Origin of the sequence: Corynebacterium sp. NML98-0116, assembly GCF_001767255.1 — a bacterium.
Taxonomy (GTDB): domain Bacteria; phylum Actinomycetota; class Actinomycetes; order Mycobacteriales; family Mycobacteriaceae; genus Corynebacterium; species Corynebacterium pseudogenitalium.
Genome location: NZ_CP017639.1, coordinates 101,193 through 124,390 on the forward strand (window position 1 = coordinate 101,193; position 23,198 = coordinate 124,390).

Sequence of the window (23,198 nt, forward strand, 5' to 3'; positions counted from 1 at the left end):
CTATGGCGAGTACCTCGAGCTGCAAGGCAAATAGGCTCTGGCCCCGAGCAATCGGGGCCATCTTTTATCTCCCCATTCCCGTCGCTCTCCATCTGCAATTCTGTTCACGAATTCCCGACTCCGTGCGTGAAGCACATCCCCCACCCACTGCCTAATCCCCTTCTGCCCTCATGTCTCCGATTCGCCGATCGCCGAACCGCGAAATCGGCCCAGATACTCAGAATGGGCCGAAAACTCCGTGACCAGCATTGGTCGACGAGACCGAAGTAGCATGCGGAGCGCACTGGGCACCCGGGGTGCGGAGAGGCGTCGATAATTAAAGCTCTATTAAAACCGTCTGCAAAGGGTTATTGTTATCCGTGTAAGTCGCCTGTGTTCGGCGTTGTGCAGATTTGTGGAGAAATAGAAAATGAACCGGAAGAAACTGGTTGCGCTGTGTGGTGCCATCGCTATTGCGTGCGGGTCAATTACTGCGGTGGGTGGCCCGGTGGCGGGCGCGTATGTGGAGAAGCAAGACACTGCAGGCATGCAGCCGAGCCCCGATGTGACAGACGCGGCGAAGATTCCGGCTGTGGACGTGAAGGTCGAAACGGATAAGGCGGACGAGGTCAAAGCTGGTGACACGTTTAATATAACGATTTCGGGAACAGCGGAGGCGCCGTTTCCTGCTGGGGACGCAGCTGCTCAACCTGGTCAATCCAACATTTTAGGCTTCACTGTTGAGGTAACGCTGCCAGACGGCATCGAGCTTGCCGACCAAGCGGCAGTAAACATCAATGGCCAGTCCTTGGGCACTCTGGCGTTTAATCAACTCCCGTCAGGGTCGTACGAAGTAGACCTTCGTGGCGCTATGGGCGAGAAAGGCAACTTCCAGATCACCGTCCCCGTCAAAGCAACGAAAGATGCTCCCGCGGGTGAGACTTTGACGTTTTCTGGCGCTGCCCAAGCGCTGATTAATCCGGAGTTCTCTTTCGACGCTGTCCCGGGTAAGCGTACTGTTTCGCCTCAGGAAGTTGACGGCAAGTGCACCTGGATTGCCAAGACGGAATACGAACTCCACGCTGGTGAATACGGCGCCTGGCTTACCGAGCTTTTCCTCGGCGTCATCGACCCAGCCAATGTTCAGCTTGGCGACGCCACCATTACCATTTTTGACGCCGACGGCAAGAAGGTCACCGGCAAAGCTGGTGAGTTCGACGCTGAGGGACGGTTGACAGACCCGAGAACGTTGGAGAAGCGCAATGAGCAGTATAAAAACACGACTTGGCAGCAAACTTACGACTGGGGTTTGAACCTCAATCGCGCCGACCTGAACAAAACGCTTGGGCAGGTGTTCCTTCCTAGCGGTAGCCGCGTAGTCATCGAGCAGCCCGTATACGATAACCAGCGTCATTGTTCGATGACGGAGGTGTACCCGTCGGATATTTACAGCAGCTACGTCGGCGGCGTCATCATGAACCCAATCAAGCGTGAGACCGCCAAGACCCAAATCTCAGCGCCGGAAGCCCCGACCTCGCCTGCCGAGACGCCAACGCCCACCGTAACTACGACGGCAACTACGACGGCGACTACCACCGCAACCACCACGGCAACGACGACCGCAACCACCACGGCGACGACCACGGCGACGACGACTGCGACGACGACGGCAACTACCACCGCGACCACGACCGCAGACTGCGATTGCTCTCCAACGACGGTGACTGAGACCGCGACGACGACGGAGAAGGCCCCTGAGCCGACCACCGAAACCGCCACGGTGACCACCAAGGAGATCACCCCGACCACCGTTACGAAGAAGGTCCCTGAGCCGACCACCGAAACAACCACGGTGACCACCAAGGAGACCACCCCGACCACCGTAACGGCCACAGCAACCGAGACCACTACGACGACCACCACAACGACCGAAAAGGCCACGGAGACCGTCACGACCACTGTCACCACGACTCCGGTTGCTCCGGCGGACCCGCAGGATCCCACGCCGACCGTCACCGCAACGTCGACCCCGACCGCGCCTGGCAAGACTGCCGAGCGCTGCTTCGCTAACGCGTTGGCGTCGCCATTGTTCTATTTCGTGCCGGTGGGTGTGCTCGCGGCGGTTGGCGGTGAGCTCGCCCGCCCGTACGCCGGTGCGCTGAATGAGCAGCTCGCACGCATCAATGCGGATATTCAGGCAGCGTTCCAGCAGGATTCGCCAGATCGCGGTCGCAATGGTCGCACTCCGCGTAACGACGACCCCTCCGCCGCCCTCCGCGCCCAATTAGAGGAAGCGAACCGGAGGTTCCAGGAGATTGCTTCTGACCCGAACGTCCAGCGTATCGGCACGGTCGCCGCAGTGATCTTCGGTTTAGCTGCCGCCTCTGCCATCCTTTACGACTGGTGCTCCTCCGAGCCCGGCAAAGCCTTCACCGCCGTAGAGGGAAGCAGTGCCGCGGAGCGCTTCCTGAACCGGAACCGCTAACCCCCTGCCCTGCCCCAACCGAAAACGGGATACTAGTGAACTGAATTGAGCAGCGACTGTGTAGTGCCTCAACCCCCATTACTCCCATCTGCAATTCTGTTCACAAAATCCCGACTCCGCTGGAGGCAACTACTTCAGAAGGCCTCCAGCCTCCGCACCCACTGGGCGAGCGTGCCGTCGATAATCGCGGCATGCAACATAGCGGGGCCAACGATCCGCCGCCCGGTGAACTCGCTTGAGCCCCCCATCGCTTCGGTGGGGAGCACGGTTTGGGGCGGGTGAGCGTAGTCGTCGCCATGCGCCGTAGAATCCGGTTGATCGCAGTGCAGTTGGCGCGATTCGGCCCCATCATCACCTACGGTGGGTCGTGTTGACTCAATTTTGACTAGCGGGCGTCGATGAGTAGCTCGGTTGCGTAGTTCTTTGACCGCAAGCGCCTGGCTTTGGAAACGCCTGCGATTACTGGAGCTTCGGCCATAGGGCGAGAGGTTCGGTTCAAGCGCCTCATTCCAAAGAATTACGCGAGCATTGCGTTCTCCCGCATGAGGCTTGGGGAGAAGATGCATCCACTGACCAAACGTCAGCCCCGCCAACGAGTCATCCTGCGTACGCCACACTCTGCGGACTGAGCCGATAACATGGTGCGTAAACGCCCAGACACCACCACCCCCGATACCCCACAGATTGGATCAACGATGTCTCAGCCAAAAGATGACCTCCCCGTCAACCGCCCCGAAGTGTTTGGTGCTGCAGACTCGACAGGCTCGATCGACCGCGCCACCTGCATCCAGACGATCAACGCCGTTGCTCCGCGGCCAGACAACGCGCGGCCAGGGGTCAAGCGACTGCTGCAGGGCGACGGCGCGAACCTTATCGTCTTCAATTTCTGCCCTGGCCAGACGTTGCCGGCTCACAAGGCGGCCCACCCGATCACCGTGCAGTGCCTCAACGGGTCCCTCGAGTTCGAGTGCGGCGGCGAGCGTTTCCCGCTCAAGCAGGGAGAAGTTGTCCACCTGCGCGCGTATGTGCCACACGCGGTGTACTGCCCGGATAACGCTCTGTCGGCGGGCAACATTTTGCTGCTCAGCATGCTTACGGGCGAACGCCACGGCGAGCAGGACAGCTAAGCCCAAACATAGCCCCTAAAGGTGCACGATCTCCACGTCGTCCCAAACTTCGGCGAGGTACTCGGCGGCAACTAACCGATGGCAGGTGGAGGGGTCTGCTTCGGAGCAAAGCAGCACGGCGTCGTCAAAAAGCGAGCGGTCCAGGGACGAAACCTCCCCAGCGTCGTACTCCTCGCGCAACTGCTTCGAAAACTCATCGAAGCCAACCTCGTCATGCCGATACGCGTGCATCAGATCCGCTGACGGCGCGAGAGCGAGCTCGTGCGTGTACGGCATGTCCAGGATGACCCGCAGGAAGTAGCGCAGGTCGTCCTTCTTGGTAAACCCGGCGAGCTGATTCGTGTTGGAGCGGCGAATATCCACCACGCGCCGCACGCCGGACTCGCGCAGAATGTCGAAGAACTCCTCCGCGCTCTTGTGTGAAAACCCGAGTGTGTAAATTCGCATAATCCTCCTAGATCACGAAGCCTTGCCCGCAGCCACCGGGTCGTAGCCCTGCTCGCGCAGCTCCGACGGCGCGTCGATCGAAAGGTCTTCAGGCTTCGGTGCAAGTGCATCAGTCACGCAGCCCACGGTACCGCAGGGACTCTTGCTTATCGACGCCCCACTGTCCCACCAAACGTCTTCCGCTGCGCCCTAATGTCCCTTAAGCCCGGATTACTCCCATCTGCAATTCTGTTCACAAATTCCCGACTCCGTTTGTGACGCCTATCCCTTCCCCTATCCTGTCCCCATGCCTACGATCCGCCGCGCCAGGCCCGACGACGCCGAAGCCCTCGTCGAACTGTCTATCGCCACGTTCACGCAGACCTTCGGCCACCTCTACGACCCCGCCGACCTCGCAGCCTTCCTCAACGAGGCCTACGACCTGCAGAAACACAAAATCCTCCTCGCCGACCCCGACCACGCCACCTGGGTCGTCGAGGACAACGGCGCCCTCGTGGGCTACGCCCTCGCTGGGCCCTGCAGCCTCCCCCACCCCGACGTCCTCCCCGAAGACCGCGAGCTCAAACGCCTCTACCTCCTTGCCGATCACCAACAGTCCGGCCTCGGCTCCACCCTCATTGAGCTCGTCCTCGACTGGATCGGTCCGCGTACCGCGTGGCTCGGGGTCTGGTCGCAGAACTTTGGGGCGCAGCGTTTCTATCACCGCTACGGCTTCTCCAAGGCTGGCGAGTACTTCTTCAAGGTCGGCAATCACCGCGACCACGCTAACCTCTTCCGTTCAATCTCGAACGATTTTGGCGTCGTTATCCGACGGGCATTCCCAATTTTCGGGCACGGGCATTTGGAACTCAAAAATAACGGCTGCTGTTTGGCTCTTTCGCCATTTCAAGCGTGACTTATTTAGGTGCGCTTTCCATCTGCCTAGATCGGTATCGAGGTTGAACTCCTGGCGGAGGCTCTCTAAGACATCTTCCAATGACGGGCGGAAACGGTGCCCACCAGTAGGGAAATGGATTTTTGAGAGTCGAGGGAATTCCGAAGTAAATTTCTTTATCTTCTGATCGTTCGTTGAATCCAACTTCTTTGTTAGGCCTAGAAGGTGGGCTACTTCGTCCCGATGCGCGTGAACGTGGAAGTGCGAACTCGGTCTGTTGCTTTTGTTGCGGTCGTACTCAACTCTGAAAAGCGGTTCGTCGTTTGATTTTGCTTGAGCGTGAACAGCGAAGCTGGAGTTCTCCACGGCCAAGAAACTGTGAGTTGAATCCCAGGTGCATTTAAACGTCGGACGCAATCCGAGTATTACGTGCCCGTTCCAAGATAGAGGAATGATGCCTACACGGTCCTCTATCTGCTTTAGGCGGATCGAAATGCTGCCGTTCTCAACTATTTTGCTACTAAACTCAAAATGCTGTCCGGTGAAGGCTTCCACCGTAGCGGCGAGGTCTGCGCTGAACTCGGCGACCAGGGCCTGTAATTGCTCAGCGTTTTTAGTCATCGCCAAGGAGCCAGCGCAGTTCCGAAACACGCTCCCACACGGCGAATTCACGGGGTGTGAGATTGTAGTTGTCCGCACGCTCTTCAAACTCTTCGAACGAGTCCCCAGAAAGGGATTCGATCGACTTTTTGAGTTCAGCAAGCTCATGACGTGCAGCTTCTTTCGACAGATTTTCAACGAGCGGGGCGGTCATGATCGCTCCTTTCGAGTAGGGCAAGTGAAAATTGAAAATGAACTATATGCCTTTATCTTAACTTTGCAAAGGACAAACGGATCCTGCCACCCCCAAACGATATGGAACAAACGTGCGATATGTTTCTGGATTTTCCTCGTGAATGCGATGCTGACCAAACTCCGTGAAACCGGCACGATCGTGCCGAAACTGCCTCTTGCGCACCACTATTCCGCACAATATACTTCAAAACGGCACGATCGTGCCGAAACTCCAAAAGGTCGAAACCCCTCCAGAATCACAACACCGAAAGGCCCCCATGTCCCCCACGCCCCGCAGTCTCGGCGAGCAGGCTCGCGAGCAACGCCGTGCCATGCGCCTGACGCAGGCGGACGTGGCCGACCTGTCGATGGTGTCGGAACGGTTCATTCGAGAGTTTGAGCAGGGAAAACGTTCTGTCCGGCTGGATAAGGTTGAGGCCGTGCTGGCTGTGCTTGGCTTGGATGTGGTGGCGGTACAGCACGTTCCGGAGGCACTCCGATAGCGAGGCGCAATTCTGTTCACAAAATCGCTAAGGACAGTTTTCGACACCTTCCGCCCAAGCTTCCGCGCAGCTGGCCGTCGATAAGTTAGCTCAATTTCATTCATCGGCTAAGGTGTGTGGGGTCACATTATTGTCGAGCGAGAGAGGATTTCATGAGCGAGCGCGCCACGGACCCCGTACCTTTCAGCAGCGAGCACCAGGAGGTTGCCGCTGACGAGTTCGAGCTGGAGAACCTCACACCGGCGGACAAGCGCGAGATCCGCCGTACGCGCCGAGCCCCGTCTCCGGACGGTAGTACCTGGTCGTGGGCGATTACGCTGTTCGGCACCGCCGTCGGCGCCGGAATCCTCTTCCTGCCTATCGACGCCGGCTCCTTCGGCTTCTGGCCCCTCCTGCTTGCGACGATTCTGGTTGGACCAATGGTGTTTTTCTCGCATCGGATGTATTCGAGGATTGTGTCGGCGTCGCCGGTGAAGGGCCTGGACGTGCTGCAGGTCATCACTTCCCTGGCTGGGCGGAAGCGTGGCCTGGCCACGGCGCTGATGTATTGGCTCGCCATCTACCCCATCGTGCTGATTTATGGCGTTTCGGTGACGAACACGATGGACAGTTTCATCGTGAACCAGATGGGCGGCCCGCACGTGGACCGTTGGCTGCTGGCCACGATTTGCGTCGGCGTGATGACGGGCGCCTACGCCCTCGGCAAGAAGGCGACGCTGTGGTTCGCGAATCTGCTGGTGTATCCGCTGATCGTGGCGCTCGCTGCCGTCTCCCTGTACTTGATTCCGTACTGGGATCTGGAGAGTTTCATGGCGTACAAGTCGGATGTGCCGCTGTGGAAGGCGATGCTGTTTGTGCTGCCTGTGCTGGTGTTTTCCTTTTCGCATATGGCGGCGGTGTCGCAGTCGGCGTTGGATGTGCAGAAGTCGCACGACGGTGATGTGGCCGGTACGGAGAAGGAGGTCTCCAAGATTGAGTTGATCACTTGTACGCTCCTGGTCAGCTTCACGATGTTCTTCGTCTGGTCCTGCACGCTCGCCCTCGGCGCGGATGGCATGGCCGCCGTGCGCGAGGAGAACATTCCGGTCCTTTCCTACTTCGCCAACACGACGAATGCCCCGTTCATGGCGGTGGTGACTCCGGTGGTCGCGCTGTGTGCGATTGCGTCGTCGTACTTCGGGCACATGCTTGGCACGGAGGAGGGCACGCAGTATTTGCTGCGCGCGGTCGCGCCGAAGGCTTCGGAGAAGTGGAATCCGCGTGCGGTCCGCGCGGGCATCTATCTCTTCGTCTTCGTATCGACGGTCGCTGTCGCCATCTTCAACCCGTCAATCCTGGATTTGATTTCGGTCGTCGGCGGTCTCTTCATTACTTTGCTGGTCTACATCGTGCCGATGCTCCTCTTCCGCCACGCGACCGCCTTCCGTCATTACGCCAACCAGCCGGAGGCGATCTTCGTGTTCGGCCTGGGCATCGTGATTATTTGCGTGACGGTCTGGCAGATGGTGGCGTAGTACGGCGGGTTGCACGTTTATGGTGTGGATGTTACAGTTATAAGTGTAAACCCTCTGGAGGTGAAGCGCTGTGACAACGAAAACTAATCCGGCAATTGAGGTCACTCAAGCTGTCGAGCAGCAGGCCAGCCAGGTCGTGGCTAACCCCGAAACGTTTCATGATGCCGTGCGCGGTACGTTTCCACCTGCATTAGCCTCATTTATCGAGTCCATCTTGGCCAGGGTCGCGCGCGGAGAGAGCGTCGCGCTTTCCCGCCCCTCCGAGATACTCACCACCACTGAGGCCGCTGAGTATCTCGGGATCTCTCGGCCGACTCTGATGAAACGGATTCGAGAAGGCGAAATCGATTACTTCAAAGCCGGGTCACACACGCGGCTTCGCAGGGAAGACGTCGTCGCATACTTGCAGCGGTGCCGTGCGCGCGCACGGCACGAGTTCGATGCGATTCGAGAGCTCGATAATGAGATCGAAGGCCTGTGAGTATTCCAGTCCTTTTTGACGCTAACGTCTGGTACTTGCGCACTCTCACCGACTGGTGCTTCCTTCTCTTCCTGGGCTCTGATAAAGATGTCGAGCCACCATTCTTTCCAGTGTGGACCGAGGGTATTATCGCCGAAGCTCAGTATCATTTGCGCAGAAATAACCCACACGCTCCCGAGGGTGCTATTTCAAAACGCTTCAAGCGAATTCGCGGTGCGGTGGCGGAATGGGAAATCTCCGGTTTTGCTGTTGGCAAGTATGGGTACGCGGACATTCATGATCATCACGTTCTCAGCGCTGCCGTGGCTGGCAACGTCCAGTACGTCGTCACCAGCGACAGGGGACTCGTTGACTATGTTGGCTCACAGCAGTTTCTGTTTGACGTGGTGACTCCGGATGATTTCTTTTGCCACATTTTTGAGGCGTTCCCAGGGCTTTGTAAGAGGGTGGCGCAGGAAAACGAGGCTTATTGGGAGAAGGTGAAGGGCATCAAAGCGGCGGACCGGCCGATAACTGCTGTAATGCTAGAGCGCTCGGGCTGTCCGAATTTCGCAACGGTTATTGATTACGTTTTAAGATAGTGGGCACGGTCGGTGCCGTGCAGCAAATTCCATTGTGGACTGTTTGCGACCTGGACGTTTCAGAATCGCTCCTCCACCCCGGTAGGTAAAACCCCAGGTAATTCTTTTTAGGACCATTTTAAGGCTCTGAAAGATATCGGAAAGATATCACGCGCCGAGAAGTGGCAATTCTGGCCGTTTGTGCAGGTCAGAGAATTGTTTCGATATCTTTCTATCTCTTTCTACGCCCGAATCCAACGGGTGCCGCGGCCTCGCGGAGGACCATCCGGGTCGATCTTCGCGCGCCCGAGGCTGCGCAAGTGTCGAAGGATCCGGCCTGCTTCGGCGACGCTGACACCGGTCTGGTCGGCGATGTCGGCGGATTGGAGTGCGGCACCGTCGTGGAGTTTGGCCTCGATCCATTCCTGGACGCTCACGGTGGCCAGGTCGCCGGGTTGTCCCAGGTTAAGGAGTTTCCGGGCTTCACCGCTGAGGGTCCACTCGTCGGCGTCGGTGACGGGGTCGAGAAGGCCGCGGGCGACGAGGTCGTCCATAAGCTCATGTACCTCAAGGGTAGTGAGCTGGGTTTTCTGTGCAGCCGTTGTTGCTGTAATGAGCGGCGCGGAGTTGAGGTGCCAGAGCACAATCAGTGCCGCAACACTATCGACGACCTCCTCGCCGAAACGCTCCGAAAGCTTCCGCAAGCCCTTGATGAAGTTGGTATCTGGCTGCTGCGCTGCTAGCACCACCTGCACATTTGCCTCGGTCGCGGTTACCTCCGGGGCGCTGCGGCCGGTGCGGATCATGGTGGTCCACATGCGGTCGAAACCGCGCGAGCTTTCCTCTGCGAGGCCGAGCGTGCGCATCGCTGCCATGAGTCGATTGTTCCGTGGCACTGAGGGCGTCGATAGCAATGTATCAACCGTTACGCCTGGTGGGAGAGGTCCCGGAGAAGTGATCTTGAGCGTGCGGTTCGTTTGCTCGACCACTACTGGGCCGGGCAGGCGCCAGTCGCGGTGAATGAATGCGTTCGAGACGGCCTCGTCGACTGCCTGCGACGGGAACCTACTGATGGCGACTTCCTCACCATCTGCAAACTGCACGCGCTCAATCTCGCGGTCACCATTTTCCGCAATCAGACGTCGCAGGCGTGGCAACGCCAGCAGCAGAGGGTCTGAAATGAGCGTGGCCTGCGGTTCTTGCCCTGGGATGCTGCGCCACAGGTGGCGGACCACCACGTCTGTCGGGTTTGGTTGGGCGAGGAGGATTTCGGCGGCGCGCTTGAGTTGGCCGTCGTCACGCATGAGCCCGAGCTCTCGAAGCAGGCCAGTGGTGGTCTGCGGGACTGCCGCGTCTGAGCCCCGCGAGCGGCGATGCTCCCGCAGCATCCGCCGAGCCTCCTCGATGACGGGAAGTTGCAGGTCATCGACAGTGATATCGGCTGGGTCGTTCGAATAGTCAGGGTCTCGCCGCGCGGCATCAATCGCTCGGCGTAGCTCCTCTGTCATCGGCTGGCACGAGAACTGCGAGTCCGCCGTCCGCCTTTTCGCCGCACCATCACCCCGCGTGTACAGCGCACGAGCTTCCGGCACGTGAATCACTACAAGCCGAGCACCCCACGCATACACCGCTGTGACCTGCACATTCATGTTCGGCTTCGTGCCATTGAAGATTCTGCGGGCAATGTCCTCCTCGCCCAGCTCAGTGCCAGTGAATGCGCCCGCGCCGGGAGTCCGGTCCGCAACGCCGACAACAATGTGCCCCGTCGCCGCCTCGCTGTTGGCCATACAAATAGCCTCATTCAACAGCTTCTCGACGAGCTTCGCCCTCCCGCCCTTCCCCTCACGAGCAGTGGGATCCTCCTTGAATTCCAAAATCAGCGACTCTTGCGAGTCCGCCGTCGCTCCATCATGAATCGCCTCCAGCGCTAAACGAACATACGAGGGGAGCGCGTCCCAAGCTGATTCCGTGACCATGTGGCAGATTGTACATTCCCCAGGTAATTCTTTTCGGAGCCAATTTTGGGAGTTGAAAGATATCGGAAAGATATAGGGAGCCTGGAAGCCTCGCCGAAATGTTATTTGTGCAGGTCAGCAATTTGTTTCGATATCTTTCTATATCTTTCGGTGTGAGGGCGCCGGGTGCACCAAATTCCACCTCGCGCAATCAGCGACCTGGCCTTTTACCCTCCAGCCCCGCCAAAAACCCGGGTTCTGGTGCACAGCTAATTGCTAGAAACCCTTTCGCCAGCGGAGCCAGTGCCAAAGGACGCACCCGAAAATTCACGACCTGGGAAAACAGCCGTTTCCAAAACCGAAATTGCGTCCTTTGGCACTCGCTCCCTGTGACCAAGCCACCAGCAAGCCACCAACAAGCCACCAACCTGCCACCAACCCGTCGTGCGCATTCCCTCACAACCGATGTGCGAGTAAAGTAGGCCCGTAATTTATGGGCAAACAGCCCAGAAGCCACGAGCCCAAAGGGCCACGAGGAAAGGGAGGCGCATTATGCGTGTTGGCATTGTCGGCTATGGAAACTTGGGCAAGAGCGTGGAGCAGCTGGTGAAGCTGCAGCCGGATATGGAGTTGTCGGCGATCTTCTCGCGCCGCAGCAAGCTGGACACGGACACCCGCGTGTTGCCGGTGGCGGAGTTTGGCCAGTACAAGGACGAGATTGACGTCGCGATTCTGTGCCTGGGTTCGGCGACGGATATTCCGGAGCAGGCGCCGGAGTTTGCGAAGTACGTGCCTACCGTGGACACCTACGATAACCACCGTGACATCCCACGTCATCGCAAGGCGATGGACGAGGTCGCGCGCGAGCACAACACGGTGTCCATCGTTTCCACTGGTTGGGACCCGGGCATGTTCTCGTTGAACCGCGCGATGGCGGAGGCAATTCTGCCGAATGCGCAGCAGCACACGTTCTGGGGCCCGGGCTTGTCGCAGGGTCACTCGGATGCGGTGCGCAGGATTGAGGGCGTCGCGAAGGGTGTGCAGTACACGATCCCAGCGCCGGATGCGTTGGATCGCGCGCGCCGCGGCGAGACCGAGGGTCTCGACGGCAAGTCCGCCCACAAGCGCGTCGTTTACATCGTGCCGGAGGATGGCGCCGACACCGCCGCCATCGAGCACACCATCCGCACGATGCCGGACTACTTCGTCGGCTACGAGGTAGAGGTCAACTTTATTGACGACGCCACCTTCGTCCGCGAGCATTCCGGCATGCCGCACGGCGGTCACGTGATCACCACTGGTGGCGTCGGCGAGAACCACCAGCTTGTCGAGTACACCCTGGAACTCTCCAGCAACCCCGACTTCACCGGCGCCGTCGCCGTCGCGTACGCGCGCGCGGCTGCCCGCCTCGCGGAGGATGGCAAGTCGGGCGCGTTCACGGTGTTGGAGGTCCCGCCGTACCTGCTCTCCCCGGTCGCTCTCGACGACCTGATCGCCCGCGACGTCTAACTCACGGGTAGAAGGTGCCGCAAAAGGCCCTTAGAGATTTTGTGAACAGATTTGCACATGCAGATCTGTTCACATTTTTCTGACTCTTCTGGCTACACTTCCTGGAAGTGGCATTTTCAGGAGGCCCCTGTGAAGAAGTTCATTGCCCTGTTTATCGCGTTCGTGCTCGCAGTTCTTGTAGCGCCGAGTGCTTCGGCGATCTCCGTGCGTGGCGACGCCGCTTCGCCCCGATCCGCAGTTGCTGTGGTGCATGCGGGTGGGGGAGTGGAGGCGTCGAGAAATGGGTGGGAGGCGCGGCCGGCGCTGAGCCTGAGCAAGCTCTACCTGGGCTATTGGGTGCTGTACCACGGGGCGCCGCGGCATAAGGCGATGGTGGAGGAGATGGTGCGCACCTCGAGCGATGGCATCGCGAGCGTTCTCGATGCGGCGTACCCGCAGGCCATTGATGCGATCGCGCGCGACTTCAAACTGAGTGCCACTCAACGGCGTGGCAATTGGGGATTGGCGAGTACGTCGGCGGTGGACGTCGCGAGGTTTGTGCAGGCCATCAGGCACGATCCGGTAGCTGCGCCACTGCTGCGTGGCATGGCGCACGCGGCACCCGTCGCCGCGGATGGCTTCCCGCAGAACTACGGCACCTCGAGACTGCCCGGTGTGCAGGGCACGAAGTTCGGCTGGGCCGACGACCGGCGCAGCTCCACCGCGACGGTTAGTTACGGTGCCGGGTTCGCGGTCGCGGTGCTCACGTACGGTGATGTGCATGCGAACACGGTCGATGCGCAGCGTGCCGTCGATACCTCGGTGATGCCGGGGCCGAGCGGTGGCCGACGAGTTGTTGATATGTTGCCGCCGCAGACGCCGAACGAGATCAGGAACCTGGTTCCGAAGCATTGGGAGGTCCCGGCGGGCTCGTCGGTGCCGTGGTAAGGCGAGGTCCTGACCAGCCATTACGAGAATAGAGGGGGCTAATCGTCCAAGGTTTCGACGTTTCAGGAAAACCTTGGGAGATTAGGGGCAGGCGCAATTCTGTTCACAAAATCCCGAGCAAACTTGGCAACACACCTTCCACCCCGGAACCCCGAAACCCGCACCACTACTACTCACCCTTGCGGTACCTGCGGGAGCGCCCTCCGCCCACGGCGACGAGTAGGCCGTCGTCTTCCCACCCGCTGATGAGGTTGGTGGCCGTGGAACGGGAGATGTCGCAAAGTTCGACGAGGTCCGCGGTCCGGATTTCGCCGAATACGGAGAGCCATTGCAGCACAACGTTGCGTGCGTTTTCCGGGTCGGTGCCGAGGTACCAGGCGGGCTTCGAGGTGGGGGATTCGTGGTCGCGGAGTACGGCACGGCTTGTCTCGTTGAGGAGCCACGCGTCCCCATGCTTGCGGATCAGCGGTTCGCCATTGACCGTCGTTTGGTGCGCCGCGGTCAGGGCCAGTTCGGCGGCTTCCTCCGTGGACTGTAGTGCTTCGGCAACGCTTCGGCGGGTGATGAAAGGGTGGTTGAACAGGAGGTACAGGATGATGGCGATGCGTGTGTCGCGCTGGCGGGGCGTCGGCACGATGCGTGAAACGAGGTCCAGCACGGGCAGCTCAGGCTGGCCGCCCACGAGCGTCGTTTCGATGTATGGTCCTGGAACCTCGATGATCTCCGGAGACCGGTGGCCGAGCGTGATCATGGATTGGTACATGCGGTCAACGCCGACGCCCTGCTTGTCCACGAGGCCGATTGCGCGGTAGAGGTCGGCAAGGGCGGGGTAGCGGGCTTCCCGGTTGCTGAGCACGTTTGCCGCAGAGATGGCGGGCATGAATGGGCCGGGGCTGCGCACGATGAGGGTGCTGTCGAGTTCGATCCAGCGGACGTCGACTGGTTCTTGTCGGTTCCAGTCGCGGTGAATCATCGCGTTGAGCAGGGCTTCACGTACGGCGCTGTGCGGAATCTGTGGAATCGGTTGGTGCACGAACCCGGACACGATCGTGTTGTTCTTGTTCACGATGCGCAGCGCTCGCTCGATATCCTCAAGTTGTTCAAGTGCCGACGTCCCCGCGTTGCCACTGACACGATTCAGCACGTTGCCGCCGTGGACGTCGAAAATTGTGAGCTCGAGTACCGCGCGCGGGGCAGCGGCGAAGAGCGTGACGCCTGCTTGGGTGAGGTTGTTGTTCGCGTCGAGTGCCCCGAGTCCACGTAATAGTTCCTCGTCGGTGAGCTCGCGGAAGGCTTCTTGTTGACGCCGAACAATCTCAAGCGCACGCGGCCGGACGTCCTCAACTCCCAGGTCGGAGGCCTGTGCCATCGGGTCGATATTCATTTGTGAGCGCTGGTACTCCCACCATTCGGAAAGGTCCACCGGCTTGCACGAGTCGCCAATGCGCCAGCGCAGCTGATCACTCGTGTTGGGGACTGGTTGCTGGGACGCTGCCACAAAGAGGATCAACAGCCGCTGCCCTTCAACTACTCGTTCTTCGATGGAAGGGGCAACCTGCACACGCTGGTAAATTTCTTGCCGCAGCCAATCGACGTCCAACTCCGTCCCAATAATGCGCCCCGTTTTGTCTTCGACACCGACGATGAGCGCACCACCGCCGGGGGTGTTGGCCATGCAGGCAACTTCGTCAGCGAGTTTGGTGGCCGCCATCGGGTTCCGGGGTGCGCCCGGTTCGATCTCAGGCCCGTTGCGACGTCCGGCTTCTTCCTTGAAGTCGACATCCTGGGTTTCAGTCGTCCTATGGACGCGTCCACCTGCTGCCGTCGCCAGAATTGCGTCGACTTGTTCAGCCAAATCTTGCCGCAGGGGGTGAAAGCCGGGCTGCATACGAACCCTCCGACCTGCGATTGTTTGAATAACTATGTCTAATCTACCAAGGTTTCTGCGTTTCGGGGAAACCTTGGACGATTAGGCAGCTGTATTCGGTTAGGGTGGCAGGGGCCGTGATGGTGTTACGGCAGCATTGCTGCGATGTTGGCTGGCAGCATTGGCTTGAGCGCTGGCAGCGCGACAGCGCCGAGCACACCCGCGATCAGCAGTGCAACCGGTGTCCAGAATGTCGCAGCGCGTTCGGACTGCGTCATCTTCGAGGACTTAAGCCCCCAGAAGAGCTTGCCCGGCAATAGGACTTCGGACGCGTTGGCGAGAAGGCCGCACGAGCTGCTTGGGCCAAAGAAACACAAAATGTCCCTCAAGCTAAAAATGAAGGGACCCCGTCCGATGCTTCGGCACTAGCCGGTATTCGGACGTGATCCCTTCCCATCCGGAATACATAGGAGGCGATTACCGCCTTCTTGTACCCTCTCGTGTGTGATGCTAGTTCACACTGGAAAATACATCAAGCGCTATGCGTCGATTGACCGTGTTACAGTGTTACCTCACAGGGGGATTCGGCGGGAGGCAACACATAGAAATGCATGGTTCCGAGCAAGATAAGCGAGTCGTACGGGCGCTCGGTATGCAGCGTATGGAGAAATACCTGTCACAAATGGGTGACCATGCCGGTCGAGCAATCAAGCTTTACAAATGGGACGCCGAAATCTCGGCCGCTTTGTGGAACTTAGTTGCTCTTGTTGAGGTGGTTTTGCGGAATAAGATCTGTGAACAGGCCGAAATTTGGAGTGTTCAAAATAACCCACGAAGCAACCCAGATTGGATTTTGCAACCACGTCAAAACGTCCAGGAACCATTATCAAAGGTGAGCGCGAGCATCTCTGATCCGGCGTTAAACAAAGCTATAAAAGCCAAGCAAATCCGAGACGAGGGAACCGGTCTAACCGGGGGAGATCATCCGCGAAAAGGACAGCCAATCACGAAAGATGATGTGATCTCCCAGGTCACCTTATCCCAGTGGAAAGAATATTTCTTTTACCGTGAACCAATCAAAGCGCCAGATGGGTCCGTCCAGTACTACCCCGATAAAGTCACCTATGAATTTCGCAAAGCAATCTACCAAAAGATTACGTGCGAAGCCTTTTCCGCGCTTCCCGATACTGACCGAATTGATCCGGACGACGTCAGCCGAATCATGAACCGCGTTGTTCTACTTCGGAACAGAATTGGACATCAAGAGCCACTCATCGACATCAATTGTGCAAAATCTCGCGATGGCCTGCTCATTCTGCTCAAGCATTTGGATAGCGACGTCCTGAACAATTACACGGCATCCGACCCAATTCCTAGGATACTGAAGGCGGATCCACGGATACGCAGGGGTAGACGATAGGTACTTCGCTTCGCCACTTCTTTCGCCGTTTCTACAACGGGCGCAGCATTCTGGAGAGGCATCCCACCCCGTAGTAGCCCTCTACGCCCATGACGCCAGGTTGCGCCTAATACCTGACGTGCTCGGGTACAGCGCTATGATTCCTCATTCAGTGCGTCGTAGTCGAAGCCCGTGGAAGGTATGAACTCCTTCACGGGGTTCAACTCGTCGAGGCTCTCCGCCCTCTCAATCGCTTGAGGCACCATGAACGCATTACCTAGCGACGCCCCGTTGGTGATGCTTCCGGCGCGTCTGCACCCGCCCCGTCACGTCGGTGACAATCTGCGGCCACAAATTTGCTCTCAAGCCGCCGTCGGCGCCAGCAATGCGTTCTATGCGCAGACCAGACTGCTCTATCAACTCGATGTTGTGACGCACAGCCAGCGCGGTTCCCTCAAGCACCGCTCGGTACATGTGGCGACGGGTATGATGCGGCCGCAGCCCGGTAATCACCATGGACACGAACCCGTCAGGAGTGCGCGAGACCGGGTACTCACAAGTCTCGCTCCCCAGCATGGTGCCGTCCGACGCCACGAGTACCGCCTTCGAACTCGAGGTACCGACATCAAATCCCAGCACTGCTTCTTGGCCCGTCTACGCTCCCCTGGGTTGATAGGTTGTCTGCCCGATATCGTGAGTTTGGATTAGGGCAATGCCGCTTCTGACGACGCGCTCATCGCTGGCGCGGCGCTTGGGTTTACCAGTAGGGGTCCGGTTGTAAGGTATTCGGGGATGTGCCCGAGAACGTCTCTGGGCGCAACCCCACAGGAGATAAGATATGTTTTCTAATTTGTTTGAGGAGGGCGCAATCGATCAGTACTTTTTCGTCGGGGAAAGACCCCCATGGCATCGTAGAAAGACTCAAGAAGTTATACGTTAGGAATCTAACTAGGGTGAAACCAAAACAGAAAATACCCTGCGCGTCGTCCTAAATTTCCTGATTGAACACGTGGCTGACTAAGCGGCTCATAAGCTGCTGGGCTGCTGGGCGCCGATACGCCTCAGACTGCAGCGCTTCCTTAAGCTTTTCTGGCTTGCTCTTCTGCCCTTCTATCGACGGAAATAAATCCTCCAGCTCTCCTTCACGAACCAAATGTACGCCGAAACCATCCAAAGCATTCAACATTTCTTGCGCAAGTTCATTGAATTCCTTATCAGGAGAAACCGCACCGCAATTCTTGGCAGCGTTTTTACTACCAAATAGTTTTACACTTGCCACTCTCACTTTCTCGATGGTCGGACGAACATTCGTAATCGCTTCCGCAGAGTGTAGTGCACTAACCATGGAATACACAGCTCGCTGGGCGTGTACGTCGAAATCCGTTATTATTGCGACCTTTGCGCCCACCTCTCGAAGTGATTTTGCAAGTGGAGGAATCCCAGATGCACCACCTGCGCCAAGAAAAAGGACCCTGTCTGGCAAGTTCCGCACGTCCGAGTCAGTATTTGCCTCAGCAAACGCTCTCAATGCCTCGTCGTAGAATACGGCGTCTCTTTCGTTCTCGACCAAAATCGTGAGATCGGCGAAAAGACTGTCCAGAAACGGAGTAAAGCGCACTTGGCTAGCTTGTTGCGCTGAGCGGATAATCTCCGAGTTGAGCTTCTTGATTACCGGGAGGCGGTTACCCCTGTCTCGTCTCAGCGAGAGAATTGTCAGTGGAGTCTCTGTCGATCTAATTAGCGAAGCAATGAGGTTACGGTCGTGCGTTGCAATAAATATTTGCCTGTTGTGAAATTTCGTCAACTCCGACAAGATGGAGCCTAACGCAGAGGCTTGAGGCGGGTGTAGAAATGCTTCTGGCTCATCCAACAAGGCAATTGATGAATCACTCGCGTGTATGCGTAGAAGAAGACCAACTACACTGCGCATCCCATACCCTTGCTCCCACAGCTTCGGTCTTGTCTCCATATAAGCCCGCGTCTTCGTGTCAATCGGCTCCATCAGACTTGAGGCCTTGTTGAATGGTGGCGCTAAGAGCAGACCTATCTTGCCCTCTCCAAGGTTATAAAATGACAGATCTTCGTTAAAGATACGTCTGAATGCAGACGCGATCCTATTAAATACTGGCGGTTCATCCCAAGCTTGTTGGACTAATGTTTTGCCCCAGTATGCCGAGTTTTGCTCTTGCGGCTCTGTTTCATCCAATCTGTCCTTCACATCGTCAAAAGAGACAAAGACATTCGTCAATTCGGACAGCTTTGACTCGCTTTCAAACGCCGAATACACATCGCCCTCAGTCAGAAAACTCTGACTCTGTGTAGGTCGTCCTCGAACCGGCACTCTAAAGTACCGATCTGAACCGCTGCGGTATTTTTTGAGCTGCTTTATCAGCTGGGCGACACCATCTTCCCCTTGGTATTTCCAATTGATTTTTATTTTTTCCACGATTGAGTCGGCGTAATGATTTTGATCCAAAACATCGGCTTTGCCCGCTAATTGAAACTCGAGCGCCTTCAGGAAATAAGATTTCCCAGCATTATTGGGACCCACCAAAAGAACGACTTCGCCTGGCTTAAATTCCAGAGCTTCACCACTCGCCAAACGAATTTCATCGATATAAGGAGCATTAAGCAATTTTGGTTCTGAATAATCTAACATAAAGCCTTCCTTTTGCTTCTAACCTTTGCCCACGCACATTCAAAGACCACGAGAAGGAAATATGATTGAGACATGGGCCGACGTTTGATTGCTAATCCTAGAGAGAATTTGCGGCAAGAGTTTGAGGCAAAGCTTCAAGAGCGCGATAAGGAGATTGAAATGCTAAAGAGACGGATTGATGAACTGGGGATAGAACTTCGACGGCTTCATATCCAAATTCGGGAGAGATGATTCTCCTGCCGTAACTTCGCTGAGTCGAGATTTGAAAACCTGGAGAAGGCGCCCCTATATTTGAGCACAAATAATCTACACTCCCCACACCGGTATCCTCTTAAATCGCACCAGATTGTTTTAGGGGATTCGGCAGAGTTAGGCTAACGATTCCCGAAAGGAAAGCCAGAGAAGATGGTACAGGGGAAGCATGAACTAGCAATAATTAGTTTTCGACAAGTCAGATTATGAAGCTTTCGAGCCAAACGGCCAACACAACATTATGATGCTTGTTGGCATTGGTTTCGATATTTCGGTTCTGCAAATGCTCAATACCGACCGCCTCACTAGCTATCAGTCATTCTTTTACTACTTAGAGCACGACGTTTCAATGAAGAATGTTCTTTTCCAACAGTGCTGCCCGGCAACTTCTGCTTAATCCACTGGATACCCGCCGAGTCAAGGCGTATCAGCGGGGTAGCAAAACGGATCCACATCTCCTGTTGGAACTGTTCCATGATGTGTTTTGGATGACCATCAGGATATGCTCACCGCGACCGCGCCGGATCAGCTCCGCCACAATCATGCGGATCTCCACCGTCTTGCCCAGGCCCGTCGCGTCTGCGACGACCACGCGCGGACGCCAATTGTCCTGCGAGATCGCATTCGTCACCGCAGCGAGCTGTGAGTCCAGTAGATGCATCAGCAAGTCCTTTGTCACCGACAACTCGTCCTGATACCTGGTCACCGGATTCTGGCGCAGCGTGGTCTCCAGTCTCCAGCCACAGGCGCGGCGGGCGGTAGCCGGGTGAGTCATCCGGAGCAACCTGTACCTTCGCCGGGTTCACCACCTCGGTTGCGTCGATCGCGGTGTAGAAGCTGCTGGCGGTAGAATCACGTACGAAGTCCGACAAGCCCACGCACCGTAAGCAGAGAGCCGTCCACCGACTGCGCCACCTTGGTAATCGACCACAGCTCGTCGCGCACACGGACTGTCAGGTCCGGGACAGAATCGCTCTCGCAGAGCGAGATGAACCTTTGACCTGCAGGTCTTGAATGCGATTTTGAGTTTTATTTTCTTTGCGTGAGCGAAACCGTTATCAATCAAAATCACCATCAACACTCTGCGAGACATGGGCCGAGCTGGTTAAGGTTGGCATTCCTCTAAGTTCTGCTTCTTGTGTGGTCGGCTGTCCACCAAGTGGTAAGACTTGACCCCAGTTCGTGCTACCAGCGACCACTGTGATTGAAACCGGCGATTACATCGCCCAATTCGACACTGGTGGCACCTGGCGACTGATTGCAGAGAGGTTCGGAAAAATGCTTGAAAATGTGTGAGAGAGTGCAACGCCATGGGCTCTTCATGACTTTGAATGGGGCGAAGCGCTTCTCCGCTTGTTCCTCGATGGAGCTGACACTCAAGCAATCTGGTACGACCGTGTCAGACAGCAAGTCGGTGGGTGGCCTGTCATTTAAAGATGTATCAAAGTCGCCTCCAGATTCAAAGCGAGATTTGGACCTACGGCGAAGGTTTGCGGGCACACGCTTCCAACAGTGCCTCGAGTAGCTAGTTCGCGCTCAAATGGTCTCCCACTGTCTAACCAGCTGGCCGTTTTGAAAAAGGGGCCTGATCTGCAAAGGCTTCTTGAAATTCTAGAAACTTTGGCAGATCAGGCCCCGCGCATTTGATGTGAAGCGGCGGAGTGCCCCGTGGCGGTGTTACGGCAGCATCGCTGTGATGTTGGCTGGCAGCATCGGCTTGAGTGCTGGCAGCGCGACCGCGCCGAGCACGCCTGCGCTGCCAATGACACGATTCAGTATGTTGCCGCCGTGCGGCCAGGGGTGGACGTCGAAAATTGTAAGGTCGATTACCGCGCGCGGCGGCGGAAGTCATGCCAAACGTGCTGGTCGGCTGGGTGTGGATGCAGGGGAGAATGTGCTGTGGGTTTTGAGGGTGATTTTGATTTATGTTTTGAGTTTTACTGCCTTATGCGAGCGAAACTGCTATCAAAACCACCATCAACACTTTGAGAGACATAGGCAACGGCACCTATAGAATCAAAGCAAAAGATGCCTCGCACGGCTTTTCGCCCGTCATCATTTGTCAAGACTGCTGCCCGGGCGCGAAGCCAGGTGCAATTCTGTTCACAAAATCCCGAGCAAGCTTTTCACCACACCTTCCGCCCCCGAAACCCCGCAGCCTCCGCCGCCGCAGCGCCCCGGCCTACCCCAACAGCGCGTTATCGATGAGCCGCACGCCGTCCACCGTCGCCGCAACCAGCGCCAGGCCAGGACCGGACGTCGGCTGCAGCGTATCTGGATCAACGACCACCAGGTAGTCCAACGTCACGCCCTCCGAAGCGGCAAGCTCCGCACGCACGGCGTCCACGTCGAGCGCGCCCGCGCCGACCTGTTCCTGCAGCGTCCGCAGCGAACGTGACAGCGCCAGTGCCTGCGAGCGTCCCGCCTCGGAGAGGCGCACATTCCGCGAGGACTGCGCCAGGCCGTCCTCGGCGCGCGCGATGGGCAGGGTGCGGATCTCCACGTCGTGGTTCAGGTCGCGAACCATCCGGCGTAGCACCGCGACCTGCTGCGCGTCCTTCTGTCCGAAGTAGGCGACGTCCGGTTTGGCTAGGTTGAACAGCTTGTTCACGACGGTCGCTACGCCGTCGAAGTGCCCAGGCCGCGACGCGCCCTCCAGGACGGTGCCCATCTCGCCGGTGCGGACCCAGATCTGTGGAATCCCGCCGGGGTACATCTCCTCAACGCTGGGCGCGAACACGATGTCCACGCCGAGGCTTTCGCAAAACGTTGAGTCCGCCTCAATATCGCGTGGGTAGTTGCGGTAGTCGTCGCAGTCGCCGAGGTTGTCGAACTGTAGCGGGTTGAGGAACACGCTGGTAATAAGCGTATCGACCTCTCGCCGAGCACGTTCGATGAGCGTGCCGTGCCCGGAGTGCAGTGCGCCCATCGTCGGTACCAGTCCGACGGTCCCGTTCGCCTCCGCTCGTACCGCGCGGAGCTCTTCAACAGTGGTAATGACTCGCATGATGCCCTTTCCTAGTCCTCGAACGATTCGGCAGCAGCAGGGAAGTCTCCCTTTTCGACGTCCTCCCGGTACCTCCGCGCCCCCTCCAGCAGCTGTGTTCCCAGGTCCGCGTACTGACGCACAAACCGCGGCGTTTTTCCGCCGGCGCGGAACCCGAACGCGTCCTGCCACACCAGGATTTGCCCATCGGTGCCGTTGCCTGCGCCGATGCCGATAGTCGGGATCGGAACCTCCTGGGTCACCCGCGTTGCGATTTCGGAGGGCACCATCTCCAGCACGACCGCGAAAGCACCCGCGTTTGCGACGGCGGTGGCGTCCTCAAGCACCTGCTGGGCTGCGTCACCGCGACCCTGTACCACGTAGCCGCCGAGTGCGTGCTCGGACTGCGGCGTGAACCCTATGTGGGCGCAGACGGGAATGCCGGCGTCGACAAGCGTTTTGATCGTCGGCGCCACCTCGACGCCGCCCTCCAGCTTCACTGCCTGCGCTCCAGTCTCCTTCATCACGCGGACCGCCGCGGCGAGCGCCTGCGCCGGCGACTCCTCATACGTGCCGAACGGCAGGTCAACCACCACAAACGTACGCTGCGTCGAGCGCACCACGGCCGAGGCGAACGCGATCATCTCGTCGAGCGTGATCGGCAGGGTAGTGGTGTGGCCAAGCACCACGTTGGCCGCCGAATCTCCGACGAGCAGGAAGTCGATCCCGGCCTCGTCGAAGAGTTGGGCGGTCATGGTGTCGTAGCTGGTCAGGGCCGTAAATTTGCGACCCTCAGCCTTGGCCTGGGCGAAGTAACGAGTACGAAGGCGTTTCATACCG

20 protein-coding genes are annotated in these 23,198 nt (G+C 57.9%); 10 read left to right on the forward strand and 10 right to left on the reverse strand.

Going from position 1 to position 23,198, the window contains the following annotated elements:
* Positions 1-409 precede the first annotated feature (409 nt).
* Both BJP05_RS00380 and BJP05_RS00385 read left to right on the forward strand, forming a co-directional pair.
* A complete protein-coding gene (locus BJP05_RS00380) occupies positions 410-2,464 on the forward strand; it encodes a hypothetical protein (protein ID WP_070361677.1) in 2,055 nt (684 codons plus the stop codon).
* Between the two features lie 638 nt (positions 2,465-3,102).
* The gene (locus tag BJP05_RS00385) at positions 3,103-3,591 is read left to right on the forward strand and encodes a cupin domain-containing protein (protein ID WP_240492765.1); all 489 of its coding nucleotides are present in this window, start codon (positions 3,103-3,105) and stop codon (positions 3,589-3,591) included.
* A gap of 15 nt (positions 3,592-3,606) precedes the next feature.
* Here the strand turns inward: BJP05_RS00385 and BJP05_RS00390 are convergent, their stop codons facing one another.
* Positions 3,607-4,038 (reverse strand): DUF488 family protein, encoded by a 432-nt coding sequence (locus BJP05_RS00390; protein WP_070361678.1) that lies wholly within the window; start codon positions 4,036-4,038, stop codon positions 3,607-3,609.
* Between the two features lie 286 nt (positions 4,039-4,324).
* On the opposite strand from BJP05_RS00390, the gene BJP05_RS10830 reads away from it, so the two are divergent.
* The gene (locus tag BJP05_RS10830) at positions 4,325-4,933 is read left to right on the forward strand and encodes a GNAT family N-acetyltransferase (RefSeq protein ID WP_084028520.1); all 609 of its coding nucleotides are present in this window, start codon (positions 4,325-4,327) and stop codon (positions 4,931-4,933) included.
* 592 nt (positions 4,934-5,525) lie between these two features.
* Here BJP05_RS10830 and BJP05_RS00405 read toward each other — a convergent pair.
* Positions 5,526-5,726 (reverse strand): hypothetical protein, encoded by a 201-nt coding sequence (locus tag BJP05_RS00405; protein WP_070361681.1) that lies wholly within the window; start codon positions 5,724-5,726, stop codon positions 5,526-5,528.
* Between the two features lie 298 nt (positions 5,727-6,024).
* Here BJP05_RS00405 and BJP05_RS00410 point away from each other — a divergent pair, with 298 nt between their 5' ends.
* From BJP05_RS00410 to BJP05_RS00425, 4 genes are all read left to right on the forward strand, one after another.
* On the forward strand, positions 6,025-6,249 hold the full coding sequence (locus BJP05_RS00410; RefSeq protein ID WP_070361682.1) for a helix-turn-helix domain-containing protein: 225 nt from the start codon (positions 6,025-6,027) through the stop codon (positions 6,247-6,249).
* Between the two features lie 152 nt (positions 6,250-6,401).
* Positions 6,402-7,763, forward strand: a complete 1,362-nt coding sequence (locus BJP05_RS00415; protein WP_070361683.1) for an amino acid permease — start codon at positions 6,402-6,404, stop codon at positions 7,761-7,763.
* Between the two features lie 70 nt (positions 7,764-7,833).
* Positions 7,834-8,244 carry a helix-turn-helix domain-containing protein gene (locus BJP05_RS00420; protein WP_070361684.1) on the forward strand — a complete coding sequence of 137 codons (411 nt, stop codon included), beginning with the start codon at positions 7,834-7,836 and terminating at the stop codon, positions 8,242-8,244.
* The gene (locus BJP05_RS00425; protein WP_070361685.1) at positions 8,241-8,825 is read left to right on the forward strand and encodes a PIN domain-containing protein; all 585 of its coding nucleotides are present in this window, start codon (positions 8,241-8,243) and stop codon (positions 8,823-8,825) included. Before BJP05_RS00420 ends, BJP05_RS00425 begins: the two co-directional genes overlap by 4 nt.
* A 221-nt stretch (positions 8,826-9,046) precedes the next feature.
* On the opposite strand, the gene BJP05_RS00430 is transcribed toward BJP05_RS00425, so the two are convergent.
* Complete coding sequence (locus tag BJP05_RS00430) at positions 9,047-10,780, reverse strand: ATP-binding protein (RefSeq protein WP_070361686.1); 1,734 nt, start codon at positions 10,778-10,780, stop codon at positions 9,047-9,049.
* Between the two features lie 531 nt (positions 10,781-11,311).
* Between BJP05_RS00430 and BJP05_RS00435 the strand changes: the two genes are divergently transcribed.
* Together BJP05_RS00435 and BJP05_RS00440 are read left to right on the forward strand one after the other, a co-directional pair.
* Positions 11,312-12,268 (forward strand): diaminopimelate dehydrogenase, encoded by a 957-nt coding sequence (locus BJP05_RS00435; protein WP_070361687.1) that lies wholly within the window; start codon positions 11,312-11,314, stop codon positions 12,266-12,268.
* Positions 12,269-12,397: 129 nt separating this feature from the next.
* On the forward strand, positions 12,398-13,195 hold the full coding sequence (locus BJP05_RS00440; protein ID WP_240492766.1) for a hypothetical protein: 798 nt from the start codon (positions 12,398-12,400) through the stop codon (positions 13,193-13,195).
* Positions 13,196-13,364: 169 nt separating this feature from the next.
* On the opposite strand, the gene BJP05_RS00445 is transcribed toward BJP05_RS00440, so the two are convergent.
* Entirely contained in the window at positions 13,365-15,083 is a 1,719-nt protein-coding gene (locus BJP05_RS00445; protein WP_070361688.1) for a DUF5635 domain-containing protein, read from the reverse strand.
* Positions 15,084-15,208: 125 nt separating this feature from the next.
* Complete coding sequence (locus BJP05_RS11510; RefSeq protein ID WP_256005726.1) at positions 15,209-15,340, reverse strand: hypothetical protein; 132 nt, start codon at positions 15,338-15,340, stop codon at positions 15,209-15,211.
* Positions 15,341-15,669: 329 nt separating this feature from the next.
* Between BJP05_RS11510 and BJP05_RS00450 the strand changes: the two genes are divergently transcribed.
* Entirely contained in the window at positions 15,670-16,482 is an 813-nt protein-coding gene (locus BJP05_RS00450) for a hypothetical protein (RefSeq protein ID WP_240492767.1), read from the forward strand.
* 252 nt (positions 16,483-16,734) lie between these two features.
* On the opposite strand, the gene BJP05_RS00455 is transcribed toward BJP05_RS00450, so the two are convergent.
* The 5 genes from BJP05_RS00455 to panB all read right to left on the reverse strand — a co-directional run bounded on the left by BJP05_RS00455 (position 16,735) and on the right by panB (position 23,194).
* The gene (locus BJP05_RS00455; protein ID WP_070361689.1) at positions 16,735-17,100 is read right to left on the reverse strand and encodes an FGGY-family carbohydrate kinase; all 366 of its coding nucleotides are present in this window, start codon (positions 17,098-17,100) and stop codon (positions 16,735-16,737) included.
* A gap of 349 nt (positions 17,101-17,449) precedes the next feature.
* The gene (locus BJP05_RS00460) at positions 17,450-19,120 is read right to left on the reverse strand and encodes an ATP-dependent endonuclease (RefSeq protein WP_070361690.1); all 1,671 of its coding nucleotides are present in this window, start codon (positions 19,118-19,120) and stop codon (positions 17,450-17,452) included.
* A 679-nt stretch (positions 19,121-19,799) separates the two neighbouring features.
* Positions 19,800-20,147 (reverse strand): hypothetical protein, encoded by a 348-nt coding sequence (locus BJP05_RS00465; protein WP_070361691.1) that lies wholly within the window; start codon positions 20,145-20,147, stop codon positions 19,800-19,802.
* Positions 20,148-21,554: 1,407 nt separating this feature from the next.
* Entirely contained in the window at positions 21,555-22,379 is an 825-nt protein-coding gene (gene panC, locus BJP05_RS00470; protein ID WP_070361692.1) for a pantoate--beta-alanine ligase, read from the reverse strand.
* Between the two features lie 11 nt (positions 22,380-22,390).
* Positions 22,391-23,194, reverse strand: a complete 804-nt coding sequence (panB, locus tag BJP05_RS00475) for a 3-methyl-2-oxobutanoate hydroxymethyltransferase (RefSeq protein WP_070361693.1) — start codon at positions 23,192-23,194, stop codon at positions 22,391-22,393.
* Positions 23,195-23,198 lie beyond the last annotated feature (4 nt).